The 21,364-nt window shown below is 61.8% G+C and carries 18 protein-coding genes and 1 tRNA gene; 18 read left to right on the forward strand and 1 reads right to left on the reverse strand.

All coding sequences use genetic code 11. The features are described 5' to 3' along the window. The 14 genes from BMX43_RS18890 to xrtE all read left to right on the forward strand — a co-directional run. Positions 1–132, forward strand: a 132-nt coding sequence (locus BMX43_RS18890) for an EF-Tu C-terminal domain-related protein (protein ID WP_483863935.1), incomplete at its 5' end; no start/stop codon positions are given. A gap of 240 nt (positions 133–372) precedes the next feature. Beyond that, positions 373–1,266, forward strand: a complete 894-nt coding sequence (locus BMX43_RS18895; RefSeq protein ID WP_139201635.1) for a calcium-binding protein — start codon at positions 373–375, stop codon at positions 1,264–1,266. 174 nt (positions 1,267–1,440) lie between these two features. Next, positions 1,441–1,516: transfer RNA gene (locus BMX43_RS18900), tRNA-Trp, on the forward strand. A 232-nt stretch (positions 1,517–1,748) separates the two neighbouring features. Continuing rightward, complete coding sequence (gene secE, locus BMX43_RS18905; RefSeq protein WP_091303709.1) at positions 1,749–1,949, forward strand: preprotein translocase subunit SecE; 201 nt, start codon at positions 1,749–1,751, stop codon at positions 1,947–1,949. A gap of 202 nt (positions 1,950–2,151) precedes the next feature. Next, complete coding sequence (gene nusG, locus BMX43_RS18910; RefSeq protein ID WP_091303711.1) at positions 2,152–2,685, forward strand: transcription termination/antitermination protein NusG; 534 nt, start codon at positions 2,152–2,154, stop codon at positions 2,683–2,685. A 90-nt stretch (positions 2,686–2,775) separates the two neighbouring features. Further along, on the forward strand, positions 2,776–3,228 hold the full coding sequence (gene rplK, locus BMX43_RS18915) for a 50S ribosomal protein L11 (RefSeq protein WP_091303713.1): 453 nt from the start codon (positions 2,776–2,778) through the stop codon (positions 3,226–3,228). Positions 3,229–3,232: 4 nt separating this feature from the next. Further along, positions 3,233–3,928, forward strand: coding sequence for a 50S ribosomal protein L1 (gene rplA, locus BMX43_RS18920; RefSeq protein ID WP_091303715.1), 696 nt, complete (start codon positions 3,233–3,235; stop codon positions 3,926–3,928). Positions 3,929–4,181: 253 nt separating this feature from the next. Next, positions 4,182–4,697, forward strand: a complete 516-nt coding sequence (rplJ, locus tag BMX43_RS18925) for a 50S ribosomal protein L10 (protein WP_091303742.1) — start codon at positions 4,182–4,184, stop codon at positions 4,695–4,697. Between the two features lie 84 nt (positions 4,698–4,781). Next, positions 4,782–5,156 (forward strand): 50S ribosomal protein L7/L12, encoded by a 375-nt coding sequence (gene rplL / locus BMX43_RS18930; RefSeq protein ID WP_091303717.1) that lies wholly within the window; start codon positions 4,782–4,784, stop codon positions 5,154–5,156. A gap of 245 nt (positions 5,157–5,401) precedes the next feature. After that, positions 5,402–9,535 carry a DNA-directed RNA polymerase subunit beta gene (rpoB, locus tag BMX43_RS18935; protein ID WP_091303744.1) on the forward strand — a complete coding sequence of 1,378 codons (4,134 nt, stop codon included), beginning with the start codon at positions 5,402–5,404 and terminating at the stop codon, positions 9,533–9,535. A 97-nt stretch (positions 9,536–9,632) separates the two neighbouring features. After that, positions 9,633–13,874: a DNA-directed RNA polymerase subunit beta' gene (gene rpoC, locus BMX43_RS18940; protein ID WP_091303721.1), complete on the forward strand. Its 4,242-nt coding sequence runs from the start codon at positions 9,633–9,635 to the stop codon at positions 13,872–13,874. Positions 13,875–13,988: 114 nt separating this feature from the next. Further along, entirely contained in the window at positions 13,989–14,807 is an 819-nt protein-coding gene (locus tag BMX43_RS18945; RefSeq protein WP_091303724.1) for a glycosyltransferase, read from the forward strand. 53 nt (positions 14,808–14,860) lie between these two features. Continuing rightward, positions 14,861–15,733 (forward strand): DMT family transporter, encoded by an 873-nt coding sequence (locus tag BMX43_RS18950; RefSeq protein ID WP_091303727.1) that lies wholly within the window; start codon positions 14,861–14,863, stop codon positions 15,731–15,733. Between the two features lie 58 nt (positions 15,734–15,791). Further along, on the forward strand, positions 15,792–17,399 hold the full coding sequence (xrtE, locus tag BMX43_RS18955) for an exosortase E/protease, VPEID-CTERM system (RefSeq protein ID WP_091303730.1): 1,608 nt from the start codon (positions 15,792–15,794) through the stop codon (positions 17,397–17,399). Positions 17,400–17,453: 54 nt separating this feature from the next. Here xrtE and BMX43_RS19605 read toward each other — a convergent pair whose 3' ends face one another. Then, positions 17,454–17,690 carry a VPEID-CTERM sorting domain-containing protein gene (locus BMX43_RS19605; protein WP_139201636.1) on the reverse strand — a complete coding sequence of 79 codons (237 nt, stop codon included), beginning with the start codon at positions 17,688–17,690 and terminating at the stop codon, positions 17,454–17,456. 511 nt (positions 17,691–18,201) lie between these two features. On the opposite strand from BMX43_RS19605, the gene rpsL reads away from it, so the two are divergent. From rpsL to BMX43_RS18980, 4 genes are all read left to right on the forward strand, one after another. After that, on the forward strand, positions 18,202–18,573 hold the full coding sequence (gene rpsL / locus BMX43_RS18965; RefSeq protein ID WP_091303734.1) for a 30S ribosomal protein S12: 372 nt from the start codon (positions 18,202–18,204) through the stop codon (positions 18,571–18,573). Positions 18,574–18,584: 11 nt separating this feature from the next. Then, a complete protein-coding gene (rpsG, locus tag BMX43_RS18970; protein WP_091303736.1) occupies positions 18,585–19,055 on the forward strand; it encodes a 30S ribosomal protein S7 in 471 nt (156 codons plus the stop codon). A gap of 9 nt (positions 19,056–19,064) precedes the next feature. After that, positions 19,065–21,188 (forward strand): elongation factor G, encoded by a 2,124-nt coding sequence (gene fusA / locus BMX43_RS18975; RefSeq protein WP_091303738.1) that lies wholly within the window; start codon positions 19,065–19,067, stop codon positions 21,186–21,188. A gap of 87 nt (positions 21,189–21,275) precedes the next feature. After that, on the forward strand, positions 21,276–21,364 hold an 89-nt coding region (locus BMX43_RS18980), incomplete at its 3' end, for a GTP-binding protein (RefSeq protein WP_217643993.1).

Raw genomic sequence — 21,364 nt, forward strand, 5'->3', positions numbered from 1 at the left:
ATGCCGGGCGACAACCTGAAGTTCAACGTCGAACTGATCGCGCCGATCGCCATGGAAGAGAAGCTGCGCTTCGCCATCCGTGAAGGCGGCCGTACGGTTGGGGCAGGGGTCGTCTCCAAAATTATCGCCTGATAATTTTGGAAACTCATGGCGTCGCAGGCGTCGTCTCGAAAATCATCGCCTGATTTGCGGGCGGGGGCACGCCCCTTGCCAGCACATCGGAAAGCCCGGGCTTCGGCCCGGGCTTTTGTCATTCGGGGCGCCCGCTCTGGCCGAACCAGCCCGGCCAGAGCGGGCGCGGCGGGAATCCCTTGCCAAAGCAAATCCCCGCGCTAACATCCCCGAAATATTTTCATAGTGCGGGAGAAGATTTTGCCCAACGTTGTATTTCCGTCACCCTCCGACTCCAGCCCCTGGCTGCTGTTCGAAGCCCTGCGCGTGATGATCAGCTTCATCGACATCGCGTCGGAAACGCCCCACCGGATCACCGGCACCGCCAGCAATGGCTGGAGTTTTGGTCTGACAGGCAGCGGGTTCCAGATCGGCCCCGGCTCGGTCATCGGGCAAGACTTCATCGTCGGTGGCACGCTGGATACGCTAACGGTCACCTACAGCCCAAGCGTGTTCAACCCGCCTTACAAAATCACCTTCACCAATCTCGGCATGGATATGGCGGATCTCCTTGCCGCCGCCTCTGCGCTGAGCAGCCTGACGTTGAAGAGTTTTCTCGGCGGGTTCGACTGGAACATCACCCTGAACGGCAGCGACGACATGCTGCGTGACCCGGCGATTGATGTCTACAGTCTCAGCCTTCTGGGCGATGACACGATCCACGCGAATGGCGGGGATGACCATCTGTTTGCCAGCGATGGCGCCGACCAGTTGTTCGGCGGCAGGGGGGCGGATTCGCTGCTGGGGGGCCGGGGGAATGACTGGATCAATGGCGACGAAGGCGCGGATGTGCTGAATGGTGGCGAAAACCGTGACATCCTCACGGGGGGCGCGGGGGCCGACATCCTGACGGGCGGGCTGGGCGGGGATCGGCTGATTGGCGGCCAGGGCATCGACATCTTTGTCTTCGCCCGGGGCGATGGTGCCGACATCATCAGCAATTTTCAGGACGGCACCGATCAGCTTGATCTGCGCGGGGTTGGGGCCTTCACCATCGAGGATGGCGCGCGCGGCGCGGTGATCACCTACGGCCAATCCAGCATCGAACTGATCGGCATCAGCGCGGCCAACCTGAACGGGCATGATTTTCTGTAAGCTCCGGGGGGCTGCAAGCGCTGGGCGCCCTAGGGCAGGGCCGATGTGCCGGTCCTTGCCCGGCGCGGCGGCGGGTGGTGCTGGCCTTGGGCCACATTCGCGGCTCAGGCCGCGCAAGGATGGAAAATCACCCTTGATTTCCCCGGGCGGGTGCCGTAGTTCCCGGCGCAGTGCAGGAGTTTAGCTCAGTTGGTAGAGCATCGGTCTCCAAAACCGAGGGTCGTGGGTTCGAGTCCCCCAACTCCTGCCAGTTCAATTTCCCAAAAATCCGGTAAGGCTGCGGCGCCCTGAGGCGGCTGTTAACCTTTGTGGCCGGGTCTGCGTCTGTGCCTGCGGGTGCAAAGGTGCGGCACGGGGGGTGTACAGGGGGTGTACAGAGGTCCGCCGCCGGTCACCTCCCTCTGACGGCTTGAAATCCGTTGCCCAAGCGCGTATCTCCGCCCCCTGAAACACCGCACGCGGCATCAGCAGGACGTTTACACATGGCCAAGGTCTCCCCCCTCCAGTTCATCCAGCAGGTGCGTACCGAGGTGGGCAAGGTCGTCTGGCCGACGCGCCGCGAAGTGATCCTGACCACCGTCATGGTGTTCATCATGGCCGCGCTGACCGCGACCTTCTTCAGCCTCGTCGATTTCTCGATCAAGACCGGGTTGTCGCTGGTCATCAACGGGCTGGGCGGCTGACCCCCGCCGCCTGACGCGCGGTTTTCCCTTGAATTCGGGGGCGCAGGGGTCTATTCCCCGCCCAACGAACGTCAAACCGGCGCGCAGCGATTCGTGTTGCGCGCTGTTTTTTGTTCAGGTCCGGGCGTTCAAGGCTCGGGAAATACAGGATTTTACGGGGACCGACCCTTAAGGGCGGCCGCGTGGCAAGGGTGAAGGCAGCATGGCGAAGCGGTGGTATTCGGTATCCGTCCTCTCGAATTTCGAGAAGAAGGTAGCCGAGCAGATCAAGCAAGCCGTGGCGGAAAACGGCCTTGAGGACGAGATCGAAGAGGTTCTCGTTCCGACGGAAGAAGTGATCGAGGTGCGTCGCGGCAAGAAAGTGACCTCCGAGCGTCGCTTCATGCCGGGCTATGTGCTCGTGCGGATGGAAATGTCGAATCGGGGCTATCACCTGATTTCGTCGATCAACCGGGTGACCGGCTTCCTCGGCCCGCAGGGCAAGCCGATGCCGATGCGTGACGCCGAGGTGAACGCGATTCTCAACCGCGTCGAAGAAGGCCAGGAAGCCCCGCGCAACCTGATCCGCTTCGAGATCGGCGAGAAGGTCAAAGTGACCGACGGCCCGTTCGAAGGCTTCGACGGTATGGTCGAGGATGTGGATGAAGATCACTCGCGCCTGAAGGTGACGGTGTCGATCTTCGGTCGCGCAACCCCGGTCGAACTGGAATTCACTCAGGTTTCCAAGGAACTCTGAGTGCATCTGTGGGAGGCGAGCGGTTGGTGCGACCGCGGACCGGACCACTAAACCTTGCGCCAATTGGCGCGGTGACAAAGGAGATGGCCCATGGCCAAGAAGATTATTGGCAGCCTGAAGCTGCAAGTGAAGGCCGGTCAGGCCAACCCCTCCCCGCCGGTCGGCCCGGCGCTGGGTCAGCGCGGTCTGAACATCATGGCCTTCGTGAAGGAATTCAACGCGAAGACCGCCGACATGACGCCCGGCACTCCCACGCCGGTCATCATCACCTACTACCAGGACAAGTCGTTCTCGCTGGAATTCAAGACCGCGCCGGCTTCGTTCATGCTGAAACAGGCGGCTGGCCTGCCGCCGGTCGGCAAGCGCAACCGCGCCAAGGGTTCGGCCAAGCCGGGTCGTGAAGTGGCGGGCAAAGTGACCGCCGCGCAGATCCGCGCGATCGCCGAAGCCAAGATGAAAGACCTGAACGCCAACTCGATCGAAGCGGCGATGCAGATCATTCTCGGCTCGGCCCGCTCCTGCGGCATCGAAGTGAAGGGCTGAGATCATGGCAAAAATCGGTAAGCGCTCCAAAGTCGCCCGCGAAGCTTTCGTGGGTAAAGAGCTGATCTCGGTCGAAGACGCGGTGAAGCTGATCAAGTCGGCCGCTTCGGCGAAATTCGACGAAACGCTTGAAATCGCGATGAATCTGGGTGTTGACCCGCGTCACGCTGACCAGATGGTCCGCGGCGTTGTGCAGCTGCCCAACGGCACCGGCAAAACCGTGCGCGTGGCCGTGTTCGCCCGTGGCGCCAAGGCTGATGAAGCCAAGGCCGCTGGCGCGGATATCGTCGGTGCGGAAGACCTGATGGAAACCATCCAGTCGGGCAAGATCGAATTCGATCGCTGCATTGCCACCCCGGACATGATGCCGCTGGTCGGCCGTCTGGGCAAGATCCTCGGCCCGCGCAACCTGATGCCGAACCCGAAGGTCGGCACCGTGACGATGGACGTGAAAACGGCTGTCGAAGCGGCAAAGGGCGGCGAAGTGCAGTTCAAGGTCGAAAAAGCCGGCGTCATCCATGCCGGTATCGGCAAAGTGTCGTTCGACGAGGCGAAGCTGGCCGAAAACGTCCGCGCTTTCGTTGACGCCGTGACCCGCGCCCGTCCGTCGGGTGCCAAAGGCGCCTACGTCAAGAAAGTCTCGCTGTCCTCGACCATGGGCCCGGGCGTCTCGCTCGACCTGGCGACGACCGGGAACTGATTGCGGGGGCGGGGGTAACCCCGCCCTACGAAATTCCCCTTGGAAACAAGGGGGTGGCAAGGCGAAACCGCCTTGTCCTGTCCGAGACGGTGGGTGGCGCGCAAACGCCTTAATTCTCCTGCCTGAGATGGGGAACGAGATTTAAGCCGCCCTAGGCGGTCTTGGCCTCGGGACCTGTATGACGGACCCGACGCCCCTGATCCTCAGGGGCAAACATGAGCCGGGGGGAAACCCCCATACTTGGAGTGAAACTGTGGATAGAGCCCAGAAAGAGAAATTGGTCGAGGAACTCGGTCAAATCTTCGCAAGCTCTGGCGTTGTTGTGATTGCACACTACGCAGGTATCACGGTGAAACAGATGCAGGACCTGCGCGCGAAAATGCGCGAAGTTGGCGGGTCCGTACGCGTTGCCAAGAACAAGCTCGCCAAGATCGCCCTTGAAGGCAAACCCGGCTCCGGCATGGGTGACCTTCTGACGGGCATGACCGTGTTGTCCTACTCGGAAGACCCCGTCGCTGCGGCGAAGGTCTGCGAGGCGTATGCCAAGACGAACGAAAAGTTCGTGATCCTTGGCGGCGCAATGGGCGACGTGGTTCTGGACCAGGCCGGTGTGAAAGCCGTGGCCGCCATGCCGTCGCGCGAAGAGCTTATCGCTCAGATCGTGTCGTGCATCGGTGCGCCCGCCTCGAACATCGCTGGTGCCATTGGCGCGCCTGCTTCGAACATCGCTGGCATCCTCAAAACCATCGAGGAGAAAGCTGCGGCCTAAGGGGCGCAGTTTGACACTCGGGATACTTTGCGTGGGTCGATCCAATCTCGTTGGAACCCATCTTAACTGAACGGAAGTTGAAAAATGGCTGATCTCAAAGCTCTCGCCGAACAAATCGTCGGTCTGACCCTGCTGCAAGCGCAGGAACTGAAGAACATCCTGAAGGATGAATACGGCATCGAGCCCGCTGCTGGCGGCGCTGTGATGATGGCTGGCCCGGCTGCTGCCGCTGCCCCGGCTGAAGAAGAAAAGACCGAGTTCGACGTCGTCCTGACCGACGCCGGCGCCAACAAGATCAACGTGATCAAGGAAGTGCGCGCGATCACCGGTCTTGGTCTGAAAGAAGCCAAGGACCTCGTGGAAGCTGGCGGCAAAGTGAAAGAAGCCATCTCCAAGGCTGACGCCGAGGCGATGAAGAAGAAGCTCGAAGAGGCTGGCGCCAAGGTCGAGCTGAAGTAATCTGTCCGGTGCCTCTGGCATCGTGAAAGATTGAAGATTTGGCTGGGTCCGACCCTCGTGTCGGGCCCAGCCGAACCTGTCTTGGAAGGGGCTTTGCCCAAGTTTCTTCCCAGGCGTGGTTCAAGGTTCGGGAGCGGCCCTTCGGGACGGGCACGCATGAATGGAACCTTCCCCCTGATCGCATTCGGTGTGCGCCTGTGGCCCGACAGGCTGCGCGCCGACGCAAAAGAAAGGTGACGATGAGCATGGCTCAGAGCTACGTTGGCCAGAAGCGGATCCGCCGCTACTTCGGCAAGATCCGTGAAGTCCTTGAAATGCCGAACCTCATCGAGGTTCAGAAATCCTCTTACGATCTGTTCCTGAAGTCCGGCGACGCGCCGAAACCTCTGGACGGCGAGGGCATCCAGGGCGTCTTCCAATCGGTCTTCCCGATCAAGGACTTCAACGAGACCGCCGTTCTGGAATTCGTGAAATACGAGCTGGAAAAGCCGAAATACGACGTGGACGAGTGCCAGCAGCGCGACATGACCTTCGCCGCGCCGCTGAAGGTCACCCTGCGCCTGATCGTGTTCGATGTCGATGAAACCACCGGCGCCCGGTCGGTCAAGGACATCAAGGAACAGGATGTCTATATGGGCGACATGCCCCTGATGACCGCGAACGGCACGTTCATCGTGAACGGCACCGAGCGCGTGATCGTCAGCCAGATGCACCGCTCGCCCGGCGTGTTCTTCGATCACGACAAGGGCAAGACCCATTCCTCGGGCAAACTTCTGTTCGCCTGCCGCATCATCCCGTATCGCGGCAGCTGGCTGGACTTTGAGTTCGACGCCAAGGACATCGTGTTCGCGCGTATCGACCGTCGGCGCAAGCTGCCGGTGACGACCCTGCTCTATGCGCTTGGCATGGATCAGGAAGGCATCATGGATGCCTATTATGAAACCGTCTGGTTCAAATTTTCCAAGAACAAGGGCTGGGTCACCCGCTTCTTCCCCGAACGCGTGCGCGGCACCCGGCCGACCTATGATCTGGTCGATGCGGCAACCGGCGAAGTGATCCTGAAGGCGGGCGAGAAAGCCACGCCGCGCATGGTCAAGAAATGGATCGACGACGCGAAGGTCACCGAGCTTCTGGTGCCGTTCGACCATATCGTTGGTCGCTATGTCGCCAAGGACATCATCAACGAAGACACCGGCGAGATCTGGGTCGAAGCTGGTGACGAACTGACGATGGACTATGACCGCGATGGCGAGGTGAAGGGCGGCACGCTGAAAGTGCTGCTCGATCAGGGCATCACCGACATCCCGGTTCTGGACATCGACAACGTGAACGTCGGTCCCTACATCCGCAACACCATGGCGGCAGACAAGAACATGGGCCGCGACACCGCGCTCATGGATATCTACCGTGTGATGCGTCCGGGTGAACCGCCGACCGTCGAAGCCGCCGCAACGCTGTTCGACACGCTGTTCTTCGACAGCGAGCGTTATGATCTTTCCGCCGTGGGCCGCGTGAAGATGAACATGCGTCTGGATCTGGGCAAACCGGACACCCAGCGCACGCTGGACCGCGACGATATCGTGGCCTGCATCAAGGCGCTGGTCGAACTGCGCGACGGCAAGGGCGAGATCGACGATATTGACCACCTCGGCAACCGCCGGGTGCGCTCGGTTGGCGAACTGATGGAAAACCAGTATCGCGTCGGCCTGCTGCGCATGGAGCGCGCGATCAAGGAGCGCATGTCATCGGTGGAAATCGACACGATCATGCCGCAAGACCTGATCAACGCGAAACCGGCTGCGGCGGCGGTGCGTGAATTCTTCGGCTCCTCGCAGCTGTCGCAGTTCATGGACCAGACCAACCCGCTGTCGGAAGTGACGCACAAGCGCCGCCTGTCGGCCCTCGGGCCGGGTGGTCTGACGCGCGAACGTGCGGGCTTCGAAGTGCGCGACGTTCACCCGACCCACTATGGCCGGATGTGCCCGATCGAGACGCCGGAAGGTCAGAACATCGGTCTGATCAACTCGCTGGCCACCTTTGCCCGCGTGAACAAATACGGCTTCATCGAGACCCCGTATCGCAAGGTCATTGACGGCAAGGTCACGGATGACGTGGTCTACATGTCGGCGACCGAAGAAATGCGCCACACCGTGGCGCAGGCCAACGCGGCGCAGGACGATGAAGGCCGCTTTACGGATGACCTGATTTCCTCGCGCAAGGCGGGCGAATTCATGCTCAACCCGCCGGAGGCCATCGACCTGATCGACGTGTCGCCGAAACAGCTCGTGTCGGTCGCGGCTTCGCTCATTCCCTTCCTGGAAAATGATGACGCCAACCGCGCGCTGATGGGGTCGAACATGCAGCGTCAGGCGGTGCCGCTGCTGCAGGCCGACGCGCCTTTCGTGGGCACGGGGATCGAAGCCGTTGTGGCGCGCGATTCCGGGGCGGCCATCATGGCCCGCCGCGCCGGTGTGATCGACCAGGTGGATGCGACGCGTATCGTTGTGCGCGCGACCGAGATGCTGGACCCCGGCGAGCCGGGCGTGGACATCTATCGTTTGCGCAAGTTCAAACGTTCCAACCAGTCGTCCTGCATCAACCAGCGCCCGCTGGTGAAGGTGGGTGACACGGTGGCACGTGGCGAGGTTGTCGCCGATGGCCCCTGCACCGATTTCGGTGAACTGGCGCTTGGCCGGAACGTGATCGTCGCGTTCATGCCGTGGAACGGCTACAACTATGAAGACTCGATCCTGATTTCGGAACGCATCCTGCGCGATGACGTGTTCACCTCGATCCACATCGAGGAATACGAAGTCGCGGCCCGCGATACGAAGCTGGGGCCGGAAGAGATCACCCGCGATATTCCGAACGTCGGTGAAGAAGCGCTGCGCAACCTCGACGAGGCGGGCATCGTGTATATCGGCGCCGAAGTGCAGCCGGGTGACATTCTGGTGGGCAAGATCACCCCCAAGGGCGAAAGCCCGATGACGCCGGAAGAAAAGCTGCTGCGCGCCATTTTCGGCGAAAAGGCATCGGATGTGCGCGACACCTCGCTGCGTCTGCCGCCGGGCGCCTATGGCACGATCGTGGAAGTCCGCGTGTTCAACCGTCATGGCGTGGACAAGGACGAACGCGCCCTGCAGATCGAGCGGGAAGAAGTCGAACGTCTGGCGCGGGACCGCGACGACGAGTTGACCATTCTGGAACGCAACATCTATTCGCGTCTCAAGGCGCTGATCCTGGGCAAGGTGGCGGTCAAAGGCCCGAAAGGCGTGAAAGCCGGGTCCGAGATCAACGACGAGCTGCTGTCCACGCTGTCGCGCGGGCAATGGTGGCAACTGGCGCTGGCGGAAGAGGCCGAAGCCAAGGACGTGGAAGCCCTGCATGACCAGTTCGAAGCGCAGAAACGTGCGCTCGACCTGCGCTTCGAGGACAAGGTGGAGAAGGTGCGCCGTGGCGACGATCTGCCGCCCGGTGTGATGAAGATGGTCAAGGTGTTCGTGGCGGTGAAGCGCAAGCTGCAACCGGGCGACAAGATGGCCGGTCGTCACGGCAACAAAGGGGTTATTTCCAAGGTCGTTCCGATCGAGGACATGCCCTTCCTGGCCGACGGCACCCCGGTTGACCTCGTCCTGAACCCGCTTGGCGTGCCGTCGCGGATGAACGTCGGGCAGATTCTGGAAACCCATATGGGCTGGGCCGCGCGCGGTCTGGGCCTGAAGATCGACGATGCCCTGAAAGAGTATCGCCGGTCGGGCGACATGACCCCTGTGCGCGAAGCGATGCGTCTGGCTTATGGCGACGAAACCTATGAAGCGGCCTTCTCGGACCGTGACGAGGCAGAGTTCCTGGAGCTGGCGGGCAACGTGACCAAGGGCGTGCCTATTGCCACCCCGGTGTTCGACGGTGCCAAAGAGCAGGACGTGAACGACGCGCTGACCCGCGCCGGGTTCGATACGTCAGGCCAATCTGTCGTGTTCGATGGCCGCAGCGGCGAGCAGTTCCAGCGCAAGGTGACGGTGGGCGTGAAATACATGCTCAAGCTGCACCACCTTGTCGATGACAAGCTGCACGCCCGTTCGACCGGGCCGTATTCGCTCGTCACGCAGCAGCCGCTGGGTGGTAAGGCGCAGTTCGGTGGTCAGCGTCTGGGGGAGATGGAGGTCTGGGCACTGGAAGCCTACGGCGCCGCCTATACCCTGCAAGAGATGCTGACGGTGAAGTCGGACGACGTGGCAGGCCGGACCAAGGTCTACGAGTCGATCGTCAAGGGCGAGGACAATTTCGAAGCAGGCGTTCCGGAGAGCTTCAACGTGCTCGTCAAGGAAGTCCGCGGCCTCGGCCTGAACATGGAACTCCTGGATGCGGAGGAGGAGTGAGGGCACGAGTTTTCTGCGAAAACTCGGACCCGCAATTTTTCGCAGAAAAATTGCGGGTCGCCCGCTCTGAACCCCGCGCCCTTTCAAGGATTTGAAAATGAACCAGGAAATCAGCACCAACCCGTTCAACCCGGTCGCGCCGGTGAAGACTTTCGACGAGATCAAGATCTCGCTGGCTTCGCCCGAGCGAATCCTGTCGTGGTCGTTCGGCGAGATCAAGAAGCCGGAAACCATCAACTACCGTACGTTCAAGCCCGAGCGTGACGGCCTGTTCTGCGCGCGTATCTTTGGCCCGATCAAGGATTACGAATGCCTCTGCGGCAAATACAAGCGCATGAAGTATCGCGGCGTCGTCTGCGAAAAATGCGGTGTGGAAGTCACGCTGCAGAAGGTCCGCCGCGAGCGGATGGGCCATATCGAACTGGCCGCGCCGGTGGCGCATATCTGGTTCCTCAAGTCGCTGCCCTCGCGCATCGGCCTGATGCTGGACATGACGCTGCGGGATCTGGAACGCATCCTCTATTTCGAAAACTATGTGGTGATCGAGCCGGGTCTGACCGACCTGACCTATTGCCAGATGATGACCGAAGAAGAGTATCTCGACGCGCAAGACCAGTATGGCGCTGACGCTTTCACCGCCAATATCGGCGCCGAAGCGATCCGCGAGATGCTGTCGAACATCGACCTCGACCAGACCGCGCAGACCCTGCGCGAAGAGCTGAAAGAGGCGACGGGCGAGCTGAAGCCGAAGAAGATCATCAAGCGCCTGAAGATCGTCGAATCCTTCCTGGAATCGGGCAACCGCCCCGAGTGGATGATCCTGACGGTTCTGCCGGTGATCCCGCCGGAACTGCGCCCGCTGGTGCCGCTGGATGGCGGCCGCTTTGCGACCTCGGATCTGAACGACCTGTATCGCCGGGTGATCAACCGCAACAACCGTCTGAAGCGGCTGATCGAACTGCGTGCGCCCGACATCATCGTGCGCAACGAAAAGCGGATGCTGCAGGAAGCCGTCGATGCGCTGTTCGACAACGGCCGTCGGGGCCGCGTGATCACGGGCACCAACAAGCGCCCGCTGAAATCGCTGTCCGACATGCTGAAAGGCAAGCAGGGCCGCTTCCGCCAGAACCTTCTGGGCAAGCGCGTGGACTTCTCGGGCCGTTCGGTCATCGTGACCGGGCCGGAACTGAAGCTGCACCAGTGCGGCCTGCCGAAGAAGATGGCGCTGGAGCTGTTCAAGCCCTTCATCTATTCGCGGCTGGAGGCCAAGGGGCTTTCCAGCACCGTGAAGCAGGCGAAGAAGCTGGTCGAGAAAGAGCGCCCCGAGGTCTGGGATATCCTGGATGAAGTGATCCGCGAACACCCGGTTCTGCTGAACCGCGCGCCGACGCTGCACCGTCTGGGCATCCAGGCATTCGAGCCGATCCTGATCGAAGGCAAGGCGATCCAGCTTCACCCGCTGGTCTGTTCGGCCTTCAACGCCGACTTCGACGGTGACCAGATGGCTGTTCACGTTCCGCTTTCGCTGGAAGCCCAGCTGGAAGCACGCGTGCTGATGATGTCCACGAACAACGTGCTGTCGCCCGCCAACGGTGCGCCGATCATCGTGCCATCGCAGGATATGGTGTTGGGCCTGTATTACACCACCATGGAACGCAAGGGCATGGTCGGTGAAGGCATGGCTTTCGCCGATATGGACGAAGTGGAACACGCTTTGGCCGCTGGCGCCGTGCATCTGCATGCCAAGGTCAAGGCGCGTCTGCGTCAGGTGGACGAAGAGGGCAACATTGTCTGGAAGCGCTACGATACGACCCCTGGTCGTCTGCGTCTGGGCAACCTGCTGCCGCTGAACGCCAAGGCACCTTTCGAGCTGGTGAACCGCCTGCTTCGCAAGAAGGACGTGCAGACCGTCATCGACACCGTCTATCGCTACTGCGGTCAGAAAGAGTCGGTGATCTTCTGTGACCAGATCATGGGTCTGGGCTTCCGCGAGGCGTTCAAGGCCGGCATCTCGTTCGGCAAGGACGACATGCTGATCCCGGATACCAAATGGCCGATCGTGAACGAAGTCCGCGATCAGGTGAAGGAATTCGAACAACAGTATATGGACGGCCTGATCACCCAGGGCGAGAAGTATAACAAGGTTGTCGATGCCTGGTCGAAATGCTCTGACAAGGTTGCGGCCGAGATGATGGCCGAAATCTCTGCCGTCCGGTATGACGACGCCGGGGCTGAAAAAGAGCCGAACTCGGTCTATATGATGTCCCACTCCGGGGCGCGGGGTTCGCCTGCCCAGATGAAACAGCTCGGCGGGATGCGCGGCCTGATGGCCAAGCCCTCGGGCGAGATCATCGAGACGCCGATCATCTCGAACTTCAAGGAAGGTCTGACCGTTCTTGAATACTTCAACTCGACCCACGGCGCCCGCAAGGGTCTGGCCGATACCGCGTTGAAGACGGCGAACTCGGGCTATCTGACCCGCCGTCTGGTGGACGTGGCGCAGGACTGCATCGTGCGCAGCCATGACTGCGGCACCGATCAGGCGATTCATGCCGAAGCGGCTGTCAACGACGGTGAAGTCGTGGCGACGCTGGCCGAGCGCGTGCTGGGCCGTGTGGCTGCCGATGACATCCTCGTGCCGGGCACGGAAGAGGTTCTGGTCAAGAAAGGCGAGCTGATTGACGAACGCCGCGCCGACCTGATCCTGGTGAATGCGGTGCAACATGCCCGCATCCGCAGCCCGCTGACCTGCGAGGCCGAAGAGGGCGTCTGCGCCATGTGCTATGGCCGCGACCTGGCACGCGGTACGCTGGTCAATCAGGGCGAGGCTGTCGGCATCATCGCCGCGCAGTCGATTGGGGAACCGGGCACACAGCTGACGATGCGGACGTTCCACATCGGCGGCATTGCGCAGGGTGGCCAGCAATCGTTCCTTGAAGCCTCGCAAGAGGGCAAGATCGAGTTCCGCAACGCCAACCTTCTGACCAATGCCAATGGCGAACAGATCGTCATGGGCCGGAACATGGCCATCGCCATCATCGACGAGAGCGGGGCCGAACGCGCCGTTCACAAAGTCGGCTATGGGGCGAAGGTCCATGCCAAGGAAGGCACGCTGGTCAAGCGTGGCGCCAAGCTGTTCGAATGGGATCCCTACACCCTGCCGATCATCGCCGAAAAGGCGGGGATCGCGCGGTTCGTGGATCTCGTCTCGGGCATCTCGGTGCGCGAAGAGACCGACGATGCGACCGGCATGACGCAGAAGATCGTGTCCGACTGGCGGTCTGCGCCGAAGGGCTCGGATCTGAAGCCGGAAGTCATCGTTATGAACCCGGAAACCGGCGAGCCGATGCGCAACGAAGCGGGCAACCCGATTTCCTACCCGATGTCGGTGGATGCCATTCTGTCGGTCGAAGACCAGCAGGAGCTGAAGGCCGGTGACGTGGTGGCGCGTATCCCGCGCGAAGGTGCCAAGACCAAGGACATCACCGGGGGTCTTCCCCGCGTGGCAGAACTGTTCGAAGCCCGTCGCCCGAAAGATCACGCGATCATCGCCGAAACCGATGGCTATGTGCGCTTCGGCAAGGACTACAAGTCCAAGCGCCGCATCACCATCGAGCCGGTGGACGAAACGCTGCAGCCGCTGGAATACATGATCCCGAAAGGGAAGCATATTCCGGTTCAGGAAGGCGATTTCGTCCAGAAGGGCGATTACATCATGGACGGCAACCCGGCGCCGCATGACATCCTGCGCATCATGGGTGTCGAAGCGCTGGCCAACTACATGATCGACGAAGTGCAGGACGTGTATCGTCTGCAGGGCGTGAAGATCAACGACAAGCACATCGAGGTGATCGTTCGCCAGATGCTGCAGAAGTTCGAGATCCTCGACAGCGGCGAGACCACGCTGCTGAAGGGCGAGCATGTGGACAAGGCCGAACTGGACGAGATGAACGACAAGGCGCTGGCCCATGGTCTGCGTCCGGCCCATGCCGAGCCGATCCTGCTGGGCATCACCAAGGCCTCGCTGCAGACGCGCAGCTTCATCTCGGCGGCGTCCTTCCAGGAAACCACCCGCGTGCTGACCGAGGCTTCGGTTCAGGGCAAGCGCGACAAGCTGGTGGGCCTGAAAGAGAACGTCATCGTGGGGCGTCTGATCCCGGCCGGCACCGGTGGTGCTACCAGCCGCGTGAAGAAGATCGCGCATGACCGGGACGCGCTGGTCGTCGAGGCGCGTCGGTCCGAAGCGGAAAGCGCAGCCGCGCTGGCCGCCCCGGTCGCCGAACCGATGGCACCTGCTGTTGACAGCGGTTTCGTCGATACGGTCGAAAGCCGCGATTGAGCTTCGCCCTTGGCCTAAGGAACAGCCCCCATGCCCTGCGCATGGGGGCTGTTTCATTTTGACACGCTACGCCATCGCCCCCATGTTTGAACTGTACCGGGCAAGAGGTTCAAGATGGCTGCCAAATTCCGCAACGAGATCGTCGGCCTGATGCGCTTTTCCTACCCGTCGAAAGGCGGATTTGTGAAAGGCGGCGTGGACGAGGCGGAAGAGGCGCAACTGGCCCGCCTGTATGACCCGGCCCGGCTGGAGCGGCGGTTCCAACTGTTCGAGCGGCTGACAATGCCGTCATTGCTGGTGCAGTCGGACCCTGACTTTCGCATGGTCTTTCTGATTGGCCGCAGCTTGCCCGACCTGTGGCGCGACCGGCTGAATGCGGCGATTGCGCCGATGCCGGACGCGCGGGTGGTCTCGCTTGCGTCCCTGCCGCATTACATGGCGATCAAGCGCGCCTTTGCGATGGCCACGCCCGAGGAGGCCACGCATATCACCGGCTTCCGGCTGGATGATGACGATGCCATTGACCGGGAGCATATCGCCCGGATGCGCACCACCGTGGCCGCGCTGTTGCCGGTGGCGGGGGTAGATGCACCGCTGGTCACCGGCAGCAACCGTGGCTTCTTTCTGGAGCGAAAGCCCGAGGGCAACGCGTTGTTCGAGGTGGTGGAAAAGACGCCCATCGGGTTGGGCCTTGCCATGACGACCCGGGTGGGCGTCAGCGAGAACATCTTCCGCCGCAACCACCGCTTCTGCGGCCAGTATTACAACACCTATACCGAGGCCAATACCCCCGCCTTCATCCGCACCGTCCATGCCGACAATGACAGCGACCCCCATGCCTCGGGCAAGATCGAGCGGGTGGACTGGGACAGTGCGGCCCCCCTGATCGCACAGCACTTCCCCTTCGATGCCGCGATGCTGCAACGGCTCTGACACTGGCCCTTGCTGTGGGGATTTGTTAGCGGTCGGGCAAAGCGGGGGCAGGCATGGCACTTTCGGACAATATGCGCGGCGCGGTGATGATGAATGTCGCCATGTGCGCCTTTACGGTGAACGACACCTGCATGAAACTCGCCAGCGCCGGGCTGCCGCTGTTCCAGGTGATTACCCTGCGCGGGGTGCTGACAACCGCGGTGCTGGCGATCATTGCGGCCCGGCAGGGGGTGTTGGGCTTTGTGCCGCGCGGAGCGGATGCGGCGATGATCTCTGTCCGGTCCCTGGCCGAGGTGCTGGCAACGCTGACCTTCCTGATCGCACTGACGCAACTGCCACTGGCCACGCTTTCGGCGATCATGCAGTCGCTGCCGCTGGCCGTGACACTCGCGGCAGCGCTGATCTTCCACGAGAGACTGGGCTGGCGCAGGTTGCTGGCGGTGGCCATCGGTTTTGCCGGGGTGATGCTGATCATCCGGCCGGGCGGGGCCGGGTTTGATCGCTGGTCGCTGCTGGGGCTGGCGTCGGTGGCCTGTGTGGTGGCGCGCGATCTGTCCACGCGGCGGCTGAGCCGACACACCCCTTCGGCGACCGTGGCGCTTTGGGCGGCGGTTGCGGTAACGGCGATGGGGGCGGTGGTATCCGGCTTCAGCGGCTGGGCGCCGGTATCGCTGGAACAGGCGGCGCTGATCCTTGGCGCCTCGGCGGCGCTGATCGTGGGCTATCTGACGGTGGTGATGACGATGCGGGTGGGTGACATCGGCTTTGTCGCGCCATTCCGCTACATGGCGCTGTTCTGGGCTATTCTGCTCGGGTTTCTGGTCTTCGGCTCGGTTCCCGATGGCTGGACGCTGATCGGCGCGTCCATCGTGGTGGCAACCGGATTGTTCACCCTGTGGCGAGAGCGCAGGTTGGCCCAAGGCTGACCGGGGTTTGGCATATTCCGGTTGCAGTCTTGCCGCATTCCTGCGGTAGGTTGGCGATATGAACATCGAACCCATTCTTCAATCACAGCAGGCCAGCTCGCGGCTCTGGCGCGTGACCTTGCTGTTTTGTGTCGAACTGGTGGTGTTGGCCGCCAGCTATCAGTTCTTTTCAGTCATCGAATGTCAGCAGACCGGCCTGTTCGGTGTCTGTCGTTTCCTGCGCAGTCTGGTGGCGCGGGCGCTGGTGGTGTTCGCGGCGTTTGCCGTTCTGGCCTGGGCGCGCCCTCAGGCGCTGGCAGAGTTTCGTGCGGCTGTGGATGGGGCAGGGGGGCGGGGCGCATGGGTTGCCTTGCACCTTGCAGGCGTGGGCCTGTTGCTGTTGCCGCTGCTGCTGGCCCCCGACGGCAATATCGGCGCGATCTTTCATGTGGCCGTCTGGCCGATGACGCTTGGCAGTGTGTTGGCCGGGCTGGGCGGGGTGCTATGGCTGGCCCCGGCACGAGCCTGGCGCGGGCTGGCGCTGCACGAGGGCGGGCTGTTTGCTATTGTGCTGGCCGTAGCGCTGGTTCTGCCCGACATCGCCGAAATGGCGCAGGGCCTGTGGGATTGGCAGGTGGTGACGCAGATCACCTTTGAAGGGGCGCATTGGTTTCTGCGCCTGTTCGCAGATACCGTGATTGTTGACGCCACGCATTACAATCTGGGCTTCCCCGAGTTCAATGTGAACATCGCGCCGCAATGTTCGGGGGTCGAGGGCATGGCGCTCGTCGCGGCCTTCACGCTGATCTATGCGTTCATCTTTCGCGACACAGTGCGCTTTCCGCAGTTCTGGGTCGTGCTACCGCTGGCGGTGGCGCTGTCCTGGATCTTCAATATCGTCAGGATCGGCACGCTGATCTGGATCGGACGGGCGGTTTCGCCGGATCTGGCGGTGAACGGGTTCCATTCCTATGCGGGCTGGCTGGCTTTTACGCTTCTGGCGCTGGGGATCATCTGGATCGTGCAGGCGGTGCCATGGCTCCACAGGCGTACGCCTGCACCGGCTGCAGTGCTGCGCGGCGATCCGACGGCTGCGCTACTGGTGCCTTTTGCGGTATTCATGCTGGCCAGCCTGCTGACACATGCCTTTTTTCCGCATCCTGACCTTGGTTACCCGCTGCGCGTGGCGGCCATGGCTGCCGCACTGTGGTTCTTTCGCAGCCAATACCGGCACACAGGCTGGCGCGCCGACCCGCTCGCCCTAGGTATCGGGGTTGCTGTGGGGATTGGCTGGATCGTGCTGGATCAGCGCAGCGGCGAAGATGGGATGGCGTTGGCCGCCGCATTGGCCGGACTGCCGGGCTGGGCCTTTGCCATCTGGCTGCTGTCTCGACTTGCAGGCACGATCCTTCTGGTGCCGCTGGTTGAGGAACTGGCCTTCCGTGGCTACCTGTTGGGGCGGCTGGACGGCCCGGGCCTGCTGCGCAGGGCGCTGGCGGTCGGGGCGAGCACGGCAGCCTTTGCAACACTGCATGGCCGCTGGCTGGAGGCGGGCGTGGCTGGTCTGCTGTTTGCGGTGCTGACGCTGCGCCAAGGGCGCATATCCGATGCTGTGGTGGCGCACATGGTTGCAAACCTGATCATTGCCATATGGGCAATGGTGGTCAGCGACTTCACCCTGATATGAAAATGCGGGGCACGTAAACGGCCCCGCATTTCAATCTCGTATCGCGGTAAAGCTTCAGTGCGCGCGGCGGCGGCGTTCCCAGAGAACCAGCATGACGGCCGCGACGGCCGCAACCGTAAGCAGGCCAGCCGAAGCGTCGATTTCGGGAACAGAAGCTGTCGGCTGTGTCGGGGTGGTGGGTTGGGTGCAGTTCCACCAGCGCCACAGCGAACAGGTCGCAGCAGAAGCCGACCCGACGCTGGCGGCAAAGGCAGCACCGGCGGCGGCAATGGTTGTGATAAAGCGGTTCATAGGCGTCTCCGGGTTTCTCTGACTGAAAATGCCACGCTGCCGGGGTGAAGGCCAGAAAATTCCATAACTTTGACATATTCCTTCGGTTGCAAGCCGGTCGGGTGCATCAATCACGCAGAGCCCCCGGCGATTGTTTCCGCATCTGCACCTTGGGTGGCTGGCGCCCGGCGCTGTCTGCGGTAAGAAGGCGTCAGAAGTGATTCGGGTCATACCCCCGACGGCGCCCCGCCAACGCCGCGTTTGGCCCTGCGCCTGTTGACAATCCCCGCGACTCCCCCTATACGCCCGCTACCTCGCATTGCGCTTTTCTGCAATCGGGGTGCGAAAATGGATGTGGTCACGATCCGGGTGCAAGCCCCGATCCTCTGGAATTCCACCGCGTCGTCCCTGCGAACGGGGCGTATGCGGTTTTCGTGTTTTGCGGACGCGCAAGGCACAAATCGACGAAATGCCCCCGGAAACGCCGTTGACGAGCGGTGATTGAACGGGTTGCAACATAGAGGCTAGTCTAATGCCGACGATCCAACAGCTGATCCGCAAGCCGCGGGAAGCACGGAAGACGCGGTCCAAGTCCCAGCACTTGGAATCGTGCCCGCAAAAACGTGGCGTGTGCACCCGCGTGTACACCACGACCCCGAAAAAGCCGAACTCCGCTATGCGTAAGGTCGCCAAGGTGCGCCTGACGAACGGCTTCGAGGTGATCAGCTATATTCCCGGTGAAAAGCATAACCTTCAGGAGCACTCGGTGGTTCTGATCCGCGGTGGTCGCGTGAAAGACCTTCCCGGTGTGCGTTACCACATCCTGCGCGGCGTCCTGGATACCCAGGGTGTCAAAGACCGTCGTCAGCGTCGTTCGAAATACGGCGCGAAGCGTCCGAAGTGAGGTTCTGAGAGATGTCCCGTCGTCACGCCGCCGAAAAGCGCGAAATCCTTCCCGATGCCAAGTATGGCGATCGGGTTCTGACCAAGTTCATGAACAACCTGATGCTCGACGGCAAGAAGTCCGTCGCTGAATCGATTGTTTATGGCGCCCTTGAGCGCGTTCAGGCCCGTCTGAAGCGCGAGCCGATCCAAGCCTTCCACGAGGCCCTGGACAATGTGAAGCCCTCCGTCGAAGTGCGTTCGCGCCGCGTCGGTGGTGCGACCTACCAGGTTCCGGTTGAAGTGCGCACCGAGCGCCGCGAAGCTCTGGCCATCCGTTGGCTGATCATCGCTGCCCGCAAGCGCAACGAAAACACCATGGAAGAGCGTCTGGCCGCCGAGTTGTCCGATGCCGTCAACAACCGTGGCACCGCGGTGAAGAAGCGCGAAGACACCCATAAAATGGCCGACGCGAACAAAGCGTTCAGCCACTACCGCTGGTAAGAGGGCGCCATGGCACGCGAGTATCCGCTGGAGCGTTACCGCAACTTCGGGATCATTGCCCATATCGATGCGGGCAAGACCACGACGAGCGAACGCATCCTTTACTACACCGGCAAGTCCCACAAGATCGGCGAAGTCCATGACGGCGCCGCGACGATGGACTGGATGGAGCAAGAGCAGGAACGTGGCATCACGATCACCTCTGCTGCCACCACCACCTTCTGGGAACGCACCATTGATCCGGGTCTGGCGCACGCTGCGAAAGACAAGTTCCGTTTCAACATCATCGACACCCCCGGCCACGTTGACTTCACCATCGAAGTCGAGCGTTCGCTGGCCGTTCTCGATGGTGCTGTCGTTCTGCTGGACGGCAACGCCGGTGTTGAACCGCAAACCGAAACCGTGTGGCGTCAGGCTGACCGCTACAAGGTTCCGCGCATCGTGTTCGTCAACAAGATGGACAAGACCGGCGCTGACTTCTTCAATTGTGTGAAGATGATCAAGGACCGGACCGGCGCGAATCCGATGCCGATCGCCCTGCCGATCGGTGCGGAAGACAAGCTGGAAGGCATCATCGACCTCGTGACCATGGAAGAATGGGTCTATGAGGGCGAAGATCTGGGTGCCTCGTGGAGGCGTCAGCCGATCCGCGCCGAACTGATGGAGTCCGCCGAGGAATGGCGCCTGAACCTGCTGGAAACGGCAGTCGGTCAGGACGATGCCGCGATGGAAGCCTATCTGGAAGGCAACGAGCCGTCGGCCGAAGAGCTGCGCGCGCTGATCCGCAAGGGGACGCTCGCCATCGACTTCATCCCGGTGATGGCCGGTTCGGCGTTCAAGAACAAGGGCGTGCAGCCTCTTCTGAACGCCGTGATCGACTATCTGCCCTCGCCGCTGGACGTGCCGCCCTATCTGGGCTTCGCCCCGGGTGACGAGACGGAAACCCGCAACATCGCGCGTTCGGCGGATGACGATCAGCCCTTCTCGGCGCTGGCGTTCAAGATCATGAACGACCCCTTCGTGGGCTCGCTGACCTTCACCCGGATCTATTCGGGCAAGCTGGCCAAGGGCGACGCGATGCTGAATGCGACCAAAGAGCGCCGCGAGCGCGTTGGCCGCATGATGATGATGCACGCCATCGACCGCGAAGAGATTTCCGAAGCGTTTGCCGGTGACATCATTGCGCTTGGCGGCCTGAAAGAAACCACCACGGGCGACACGCTGTGCGACCCGGCGGCGCCGGTTGTTCTCGAAACCATGACCTTCCCGGTCCCGGTGATCGAAATCGCCGTGGAACCCAAGACCAAGGCCGACCAGGAAAAGATGGGTATCGCTCTGGCCCGTCTGGCTGCCGAAGACCCGTCCTTCCGCGTCGAAACCGATATCGAATCGGGCCAGACGATCATGAAGGGCATGGGCGAACTTCACCTCGACATCCTCGTTGACCGTATGCGTCGCGAATTCAAGGTCGAGGCGAATATCGGTGCACCGCAGGTGGCTTACCGCGAAACGATCTCGCGCGAGCATGAAATCGACTACACGCACAAGAAACAGACCGGTGGTACCGGCCAGTTTGCGCGCGTGAAGCTGGTGATCTCGCCGACGGAGCCGGGCGAAGGCTATTCGTTCGAATCCAAGATCGTGGGCGGTGCCGTTCCGAAGGAATACATTCCCGGTGTCGAAAAAGGCATCAAGTCCGTCATGGACTCGGGCCCGCTGGCTGGTTTCCCGGTGATCGACTTCAAGGTGCAGCTGATCGACGGTGCGTTCCACGACGTGGACTCCTCGGTTCTGGCCTTCGAAATCGCCGCGCGCGCTGCGATGCGTGACGGTCTGAAGAAAGCCGGCGCCAAGCTGCTGGAACCGATCATGAAAGTCGAAGTCGTCACCCCGGAAGAATACACCGGCGGCGTCATCGGCGACCTGACCTCGCGTCGGGGCATGGTGACGGGGCAGGACAGCCGCGGCAACGCGAACGTCATCGCCGCCATGGTTCCGCTGGCGAACATGTTCGGCTACATCAACACGCTGCGCTCGATGACCTCGGGCCGGGCCGTGTTCTCGATGTCGTTCGACCATTACGACGCCGTGCCGGAAAACATCTCGCAAGAGATCCAGAAGAAATACGCGTGATCGGTGTGGCGGGGTGAACCCCGCCCTACCACCCCTGTAGGCCGGGGCTGACCCCGGCACAACCGACCCATTGAGGAGCTTGCCACCATGGCAAAGGCAAAGTTTGAACGGACGAAACCGCACGTCAACATCGGGACGATCGGCCACGTTGACCACGGCAAAACCACTCTGACCGC

It is taken from the genome of Gemmobacter aquatilis (assembly GCF_900110025.1).
GTDB lineage: Bacteria > Pseudomonadota > Alphaproteobacteria > Rhodobacterales > Rhodobacteraceae > Gemmobacter > Gemmobacter aquatilis.

What these genes read in the sequence shown, in the direction of transcription:
- secE (WP_091303709.1), top strand. Translation starts at nt 1,749, where the DNA reads ATGGCCAAGGTCTCCCCCCTCCAGTTCATCCAGCAGGTGCGTACCGAG.
- nusG (WP_091303711.1), top strand. Translation starts at nt 2,152, where the DNA reads ATGGCGAAGCGGTGGTATTCGGTATCCGTCCTCTCGAATTTCGAGAAG.
- rplK (WP_091303713.1), top strand. Translation starts at nt 2,776, where the DNA reads ATGGCCAAGAAGATTATTGGCAGCCTGAAGCTGCAAGTGAAGGCCGGT.
- rplA (WP_091303715.1), top strand. Translation starts at nt 3,233, where the DNA reads ATGGCAAAAATCGGTAAGCGCTCCAAAGTCGCCCGCGAAGCTTTCGTG.
- rplL (WP_091303717.1), top strand. Translation starts at nt 4,782, where the DNA reads ATGGCTGATCTCAAAGCTCTCGCCGAACAAATCGTCGGTCTGACCCTG.
- rpoB (WP_091303744.1), top strand. Translation starts at nt 5,402, where the DNA reads ATGGCTCAGAGCTACGTTGGCCAGAAGCGGATCCGCCGCTACTTCGGC.
- rpoC (WP_091303721.1), top strand. Translation starts at nt 9,633, where the DNA reads ATGAACCAGGAAATCAGCACCAACCCGTTCAACCCGGTCGCGCCGGTG.
- BMX43_RS18945 (WP_091303724.1), top strand. Translation starts at nt 13,989, where the DNA reads ATGGCTGCCAAATTCCGCAACGAGATCGTCGGCCTGATGCGCTTTTCC.
- BMX43_RS18950 (WP_091303727.1), top strand. Translation starts at nt 14,861, where the DNA reads ATGGCACTTTCGGACAATATGCGCGGCGCGGTGATGATGAATGTCGCC.
- xrtE (WP_091303730.1), top strand. Translation starts at nt 15,792, where the DNA reads ATGAACATCGAACCCATTCTTCAATCACAGCAGGCCAGCTCGCGGCTC.
- BMX43_RS19605 (WP_139201636.1), bottom strand. Translation starts at nt 17,690, where the DNA reads ATGAACCGCTTTATCACAACCATTGCCGCCGCCGGTGCTGCCTTTGCC.
- rpsL (WP_091303734.1), top strand. Translation starts at nt 18,202, where the DNA reads ATGCCGACGATCCAACAGCTGATCCGCAAGCCGCGGGAAGCACGGAAG.
- rpsG (WP_091303736.1), top strand. Translation starts at nt 18,585, where the DNA reads ATGTCCCGTCGTCACGCCGCCGAAAAGCGCGAAATCCTTCCCGATGCC.
- fusA (WP_091303738.1), top strand. Translation starts at nt 19,065, where the DNA reads ATGGCACGCGAGTATCCGCTGGAGCGTTACCGCAACTTCGGGATCATT.